Raw genomic sequence first — 6256 nt, forward strand, 5'->3', positions numbered from 1 at the left:
GCCAGTCCTTCGCCATGCAAGGAGGCGACGAAGTCTGACAGTTCGGTGATTGTCAGATCAGCCGGTCGGCGTCCGTCCATCCAGGTGACGAACCGTTTCATGTCTCGCCCGTAGGCAGCGACGGTGTTATCCGCCAGATGACACTCACGTTTCAAGTAAACCAAAAATTCGTCACAAACCGCCTGACCGGCTGAGGGGGCGGCGGATTTCGATTGTCCGGACTGCATTTGCTGCAGTTTTGTGAGTCGTTTAGCCACTCTAGGGGTGCTCCACGGCGTTCAGGGATGCACTGTGAGTGTGCACTTCAACGGAACGTTTCCAATCCGTTATCGTCTTGGAAGGCGTGTTGCCGCCAATCTCAATTCTTCTCGAACCATCTCCTTCGCAAGTTTCTTCCTATGAAAGTTTTCGTCGTCGGCGGTGCCGGGTACATCGGGTCGCACGCGGTCGCTTTGTTGCTCGATGCCGGTCACGAAGTGGTCGTGTTTGACAATCTGTCGCGAGGCCATGCCAAATCGGTCCCGGAAGGATTGTTGGTGGAGGGGGATCTTCATGATCAAGCGAAGCTGACCTCGCTGTTGAAAGAGCATTCGGTCGACGCGGTGATGCACTTCGCCGCATTTGCCGAAGTTGGTGAATCGGTGCGTGATCCGGCGATCTATTACCAAAACAACGTGGTCGCGACCCTGTCGTTGTTGGAAGCGATGCGTGCAGCAGACGTCAAGAAAATTGTGTTCAGCAGCACAACGGCAACCTACGGGCAGCCCGAGACGGTGCCGATTCCAGAGACCACGCCGCAGAACCCGATCAATCCCTACGGATTTTCCAAGTTAGTGATTGAAAAAGCGTTGGCGGACTACGCTCATGCCTACGGATTCGCTTACGCCGCGCTGCGATATTTCAATGCCGCTGGAGCTCGACCAGATGGAACGATCGGTGAACACCACGATCCAGAGTCGCACCTGATTCCGATCGTGTTGCAGGTGGCATTGGGGCAACGCGAATCGATTTCGATTTTCGGCGATGATTATCCCACGCCGGATGGCACCTGCATTCGCGATTACATCCACGTGGATGACCTGGGCGACGCTCACCTGCGGGCACTGGATCGATTGGTTCCGGGAGAAGGCATCCAGGTCAACTTGGGGACCGGTCGTGGGACCAGCGTTCGAGAAATCGTTGAAGCCTGTCGGGCGGTGACCGGGCATCCGATTCCGGAAGTCATGGGCCAGCGACGGCCAGGTGATCCTGCCGAGTTGATTGCCGATGCAAGGTTGGCAGGCGAAGTGCTGGGGTGGAAACCGCGATACACCCAAATTGAAGACATCGTGAAGACGGCGTGGAATTGGCATCAGGCACACCCCCAAGGTTACGACACGGTTTGACGGACGCGCTGTTTGATGGGGCACGCGGATCCAGGCGGCTTCTTGAGACCTCCTCCGACTGGTTGTCGTTGTCGATTTGAATCATGATGATAGAAGTCTCGGCGGATTTGATGCGCCACGTTCTGTTTCATTGCTAAGTCGTTGGCGTCGATTCGTTCATGTTTCCATTGCGACGTTCCACAAAAGATCCATCGGTGGATTGGCCGGCGTTGCTGTCTTTGTTGGAAGACGACGATCGACGAGCGGCGGTGGAACGCATCGCACCCCAGGAGGGGCGAGAAAGCTATCTGACGGCACTTCGGCGGATCGAGAACGTGCAGTCTCAAGCGACTTTGGCCGCCGGTCGTCGACTGCACACGGCTTCGAAGTTGATCGATCGGCCGACGATCGCTGTTTCAGGCATGCTGAACAGCGGCAAAACGAGCCTGGTCAGTTCGTTTCTTTCTCCGGCCGGTCAACGACGCACGCTGCGTGGGACCAGCAATCGACAAGGAACCCATCGATTCGTTCTTTGGCTGCCTCAAAGTTGGCGATCGGACGTTGAACTTTGGAGTTTGTTGATCACGCGAATCGGCGATTCGTTGGGGAACTCTCCCGAGGAGTTGTCGCTCGATCCAGAGTCGGCAGCAGAACAGTACAACAACCGCGACGGAGACGCGTCGTTGTTGTCGGTTCCATTGCTCGCGACCGACCCAGGGCTGGATGAAGTGGGTGTCGGGTTGCTGGATTGTCCCGACATTGTTTCGGACGAGGAGTTTGGGCTGGGATCGCCCGAGCAACGACGCGAGTTGCTCGGCCGTGCCGCCACGCTGTGTTCCGCTTTTTTGATCGTGACCGGTGCAGAATCTTCTCGTGACACAACGTTGGCGGACTTGCTGCGGATCGCATCGGATCTGATGCCGGGTGTGCCGCGAATGTTGGCGGTCAACAAAGTGCGTCCCAGACAAACGCCAGATCAAGTTCACGAAACATTTGATCCTCTGGTTAAACGTTATGGCGTTGGCACGTTGTACGCCGCCTACGATTTCGACGTCCCGTCGAGCCGACCGTTCATACCGGTGGTGGACGAGCATCACCCACAACGTGATGCGATGGTGCCCGCAGAATCGGATTTGCAAAGCGAAGACGAACCCGAGTTGCTGCCTGTCTTTTTTGCTGTCAGCGAAGACCCGGACAACAACCCTCCCGCGGTGATCGACGAGGATCGACTGTTGCAGGCTTTGCCGTCCAAGCTCGATCGAGGCGTGTTGTTTTCGCAGTTGCATCAGGCGCTTCGGATCAACCTGGAAGATGCTGTTTGGAATCAGGGAGTGGAGTCCATTCGCCGCAACGCTGACGAGTCCTTTGAGAAGACTCGGCAGTGCCAACAGGTGTTGCTGGATTCGGCACTGGAGTACTTCGCGCATCGAAAGATTGGCGGGGAAGTCATCGAGTTGCGATTGCACCAAAGCGAGCGAATCATTCGGCAACTCAGCGAATCGTTTGCTGCTACTGCGCCGTGGTATGCGCGCTGGGGTGTGCGGCTCAACTCAACGCTTCGGCGGGTGGTCGGTGGAGCGGGTGACTTCATTCGCAACCTGACCCCGACGGCGGTTTCACGGCGTGCCGCGGATGACATCAAGGGCCGCTTTCAAAGTGGCGAGTACGGTGGATTGATCGAACCGACGGGATTGATCAACGAGATCGAACGCCATGGGGGAACCTCAGTCTTGACGCATCTCGCGTCTGATTCGGAAGGTGGTTCAGCAACGGAGGTTGAGGTTTCAGTGTTTCGGGAACCAGTCGAACGCGCCGTTCTGCGATTTGAACAAGACGACTTCACGACGTTGGATCCTCGTCGGCTCGATGCCGCGGTTCGCCAAATGTGGGCGGAGGTTCCGGTGCATCGAAAAATCGCGACGGGGCTGACGCCGTTGGCGGCACTGTTTGCGACCTTCGGCGCGGTTCTGATGATCCCTGTCGACTTGGGAGCCAATGCGATTCTTGCGGCGTCGATCCCGGAGATGCTGGCCGCGGCAGGACTGACCATCATGTCGACGATGTGGGCCGCCAATCGCGGAACGCAAGACGTCAGCCAGCAGGCGGCTCGGCAACAATTGGCGGACTTCTTGGCAGTGCTGTGCGATGAACTGGGCGTGGCCCGGCCAGATCCACCGATGGATGTTCGAGTGGGCAACGCGAAGGTGACGTTGCCGCCATCGCGAATTGCGAGCGGCGAGCCACCAGCCAAGATGATGTCTCTGTTTCGCGTGCGGGATGAGTTTGTGTCGGAGTTGAAACGGTTGCTGCCTCGACCCTCGGGTGCCAAGAAACGTGCCGGTGACTCATCCAATGAAGCGGGAGCCATGCGATGAATGCGGTTGTGATGGATGACTCGGGCGATCGGTTTCTGCAGCGAGTCCATCGTGCAGCGGATCGGGTGCTTGGAAACAGTCAAACCGGACGCGAAATCGGAGAGCTCTGTCGCGACCACGCCGAAGCTCGCGAGATGATTCTGACCGATCGAGCCTCCAGTTCGATCGTCGTGGCAGTGGTGGGAGCCACCGGCCAAGGCAAGTCTTGGTTGGTCCGTCAAATGATCCGTGGCGGTCCAGTGGATGCGATTCGCAGTGGCAACTCGCTGGAAGAAGCCACTGAGAAGTTGACATGGATTGGTCCCAAACCGCCCGCGGACTTGGACGCTCGCCACGAACGGTTCATCGCCTGTGACGCCGGGAAGATGCAATCGATCGGTTCACCTTACTTGTTGGTCGATGCGCCAGGAGCAACGGATGATCGGCGAGCGATTGCGGGCATCGCTCAGCGGGCTTTGTCGACCGCGTCGGTGTTGGTGATGGTGATTCGGCGGGACCAATTGCGAAGCCAACGGGTATCTGGATTGGCTGCCGCCTCCGAAGGCTCGGTGGTGATTCCGGTGGTGAACATGGCGGATGTCGACGACGATTCGATCGATGCGGACGTGGAGGCTTTGGTGGCTCGGTTGCGGTCGACGGCGCCGCAGAGCCAGATCGCCCCCGCTGTGATTGTCCGCGATTTTGAAATTGATGAGCTGGGTGAAGACGAGATTGGAATTCAATTGGCGGAAACGCTGGGCCGCCGCATCGAGGAAGCCATCTGCGAATCAGGCGGCGGTGACCAACGTCGCAGCACGCGGTTGTCAGCGCTTGACGCCCGTTTCTCTGCTGCGGTTGCCTCGGTGCTGCAAACCCTGTTGCCTTATTTGACCAGCGCGGTCGACCGATTGAATGCGGAAGCGACCCGTTTGCCATCCGAAGTGGCAGGCACATTGCTTGGCGGGGCGACCCCACTGCGAGCCGCGATCCGCAGTCGATTGCGACTGGCCTTGTTGGCGGACACGGCCGCGATTTGGTTTCCCTATCGAACGGTTTTGTCTCTGTTGAATCTGACGCATGGGGCGTGGGATCGAGTGCTGTTGACATTGTCCGGGTCGTTGCCTTCGTTGATTGGTGCGGTCTACGCGGGCGCCCGGAACGTGAGCGATCAACGTGCGGCGGACATGGATTTAAGGAGCGGACTGCGGCAACGAACGGCCGCGTCGGTCGCGGATCGATTGGGGCCCATGGCTCGGCGTTTTCGGGCGGAGCTGAATCAGTTGCGTCATGGAGCCATTGAAACGGACCTCGATTCATCTCCAGACACGCCGGTTGCCTCCTTGGCGGGAATCGAGACGCTGCAAGAGTCCTCTCAGAAATCGTTTGATACCGCGATCAGTCAGGGTTCCACGACGACTTGGTTTGCCAATGCCGCTGGCTTGGCCGGGACGTTGTTGTTTTGGTTGTTGATGACCGGGCCGCTGGTCGCGCTTTATCGAGGCTACTTTGACGCCAGCTATTCGACGATGCGTGACGTGTTGCAAGCCGAAGGGGTGGCGGGTGACTTGAACAAGTTTCCTCGTCCGGACGCTTCGATGATGCTGACGAGTTTGTTGTTGTCGGTGTTGCCCATGGCTGTTTTCTCGATGCTGGTTCTGTCTTGGACGCAAGCCAAAGGGCGAGTCGATCGGATTGAAAGCCGGTTGCGGGACGAACACGAACGCCTGGTGCAAAAACTTCAGCGGGATGGGGTGCTGCGATTGGCGTGGAGTGATCCGTTGCTTGCCGATGCAGAGTTTCTGCTTTCCGTGGGCCGAACCGTGGACGAGGGACAATGATGGGAACCATGCTTCACGGATTGGCTGACAACATGTTTTTGTGGAAGGTTTTGTCACAAGCAGAGGTGCCGGCGGCAGAACCGGATTCCCTGTGGTCGATTGTGACCAGTGGTGGGATCGCCGGGTTGATGATCTTGTTCGTGTTACTCGCGTTCAGTGTCGCGGCCGTTTACTTGGTCGTTGACCAATCGCTGGCGCTACGGCGTCGTGATGTTGTGCCAGAAAAGCTCAGTGAGGGAGTCGCAGCGGCACTTCAGTCGTCCCGGTTGTCGGAAGCCGAAACGTTGCTTCGTCAGAATCCCAGTGTTTTGGCGGGAGTCATCGCGGTGGGTTTGAACCATCGCGAATATGGATGGCCGGAGGTTGAAAAGTCGGTCGAGGATGCTTTGGTCGACCAGTCCTCACGCATGCTGCGGCGGATCGATTACTTAGCGATGATTGCCAACCTGGCCCCGATGGTTGGGTTGCTGGGAACAGTGACCGGAATGATTTTCGCCTTTCGCCAAGTCGCTGCGACTCGCGGTGCGGCGGGGGCGGGAGATTTGGCGGAAGGGATCTATCAAGCCTTGGTGACGACTGTCGGTGGTCTGCTGGTGGCGATTCCGGCGTTGGCCGCCTCGGGGGTGCTTCGAAATCGAGTGGACGCGTTGCTGTCAGATGTCACAATGCATGCGGATCGAGCCTTGGCTCCGCTCCGCCG

At 58.1% G+C, this 6256-nt stretch carries 5 protein-coding genes; 4 read left to right on the forward strand and 1 reads right to left on the reverse strand.

Going from position 1 to position 6256, the window contains the following annotated elements; all coding sequences use genetic code 11:
- On the reverse strand, positions 1-257 hold a 257-nt coding region (locus ACF8AM_RS15695), incomplete at its 3' end, for a site-specific integrase (protein ID WP_392556538.1).
- Between the two features lie 141 nt (positions 258-398).
- Between ACF8AM_RS15695 and galE the strand changes: the two genes are divergently transcribed.
- The 4 genes from galE to ACF8AM_RS15715 all read left to right on the forward strand — a co-directional run.
- The gene (gene galE / locus ACF8AM_RS15700) at positions 399-1385 is read left to right on the forward strand and encodes a UDP-glucose 4-epimerase GalE (RefSeq protein WP_392556539.1); all 987 of its coding nucleotides are present in this window, start codon (positions 399-401) and stop codon (positions 1383-1385) included.
- 158 nt (positions 1386-1543) lie between these two features.
- On the forward strand, positions 1544-3739 hold the full coding sequence (locus ACF8AM_RS15705; RefSeq protein ID WP_392556540.1) for a hypothetical protein: 2196 nt from the start codon (positions 1544-1546) through the stop codon (positions 3737-3739).
- Positions 3736-5556 (forward strand): hypothetical protein, encoded by a 1821-nt coding sequence (locus tag ACF8AM_RS15710; RefSeq protein WP_392556541.1) that lies wholly within the window; start codon positions 3736-3738, stop codon positions 5554-5556. Before ACF8AM_RS15705 ends, ACF8AM_RS15710 begins: the two co-directional genes overlap by 4 nt.
- Positions 5553-6256, forward strand: a 704-nt coding sequence (locus ACF8AM_RS15715; RefSeq protein ID WP_392556542.1) for a MotA/TolQ/ExbB proton channel family protein, incomplete at its 3' end; no start/stop codon positions are given. The genes ACF8AM_RS15710 and ACF8AM_RS15715, both read left to right, overlap by 4 nt.

Source organism: Rhodopirellula sp. JB055 (genome assembly GCF_043100905.1).
GTDB lineage: Bacteria > Planctomycetota > Planctomycetia > Pirellulales > Pirellulaceae > Rhodopirellula.

Bases quoted from the DNA above. Each gene is read 5' to 3' on its own strand.
- galE (WP_392556539.1), top strand. From the start codon at position 399: ATGAAAGTTTTCGTCGTCGGCGGTGCCGGGTACATCGGGTCGCACGCG.
- ACF8AM_RS15705 (WP_392556540.1), top strand. From the start codon at position 1,544: ATGTTTCCATTGCGACGTTCCACAAAAGATCCATCGGTGGATTGGCCG.
- ACF8AM_RS15710 (WP_392556541.1), top strand. From the start codon at position 3,736: ATGAATGCGGTTGTGATGGATGACTCGGGCGATCGGTTTCTGCAGCGA.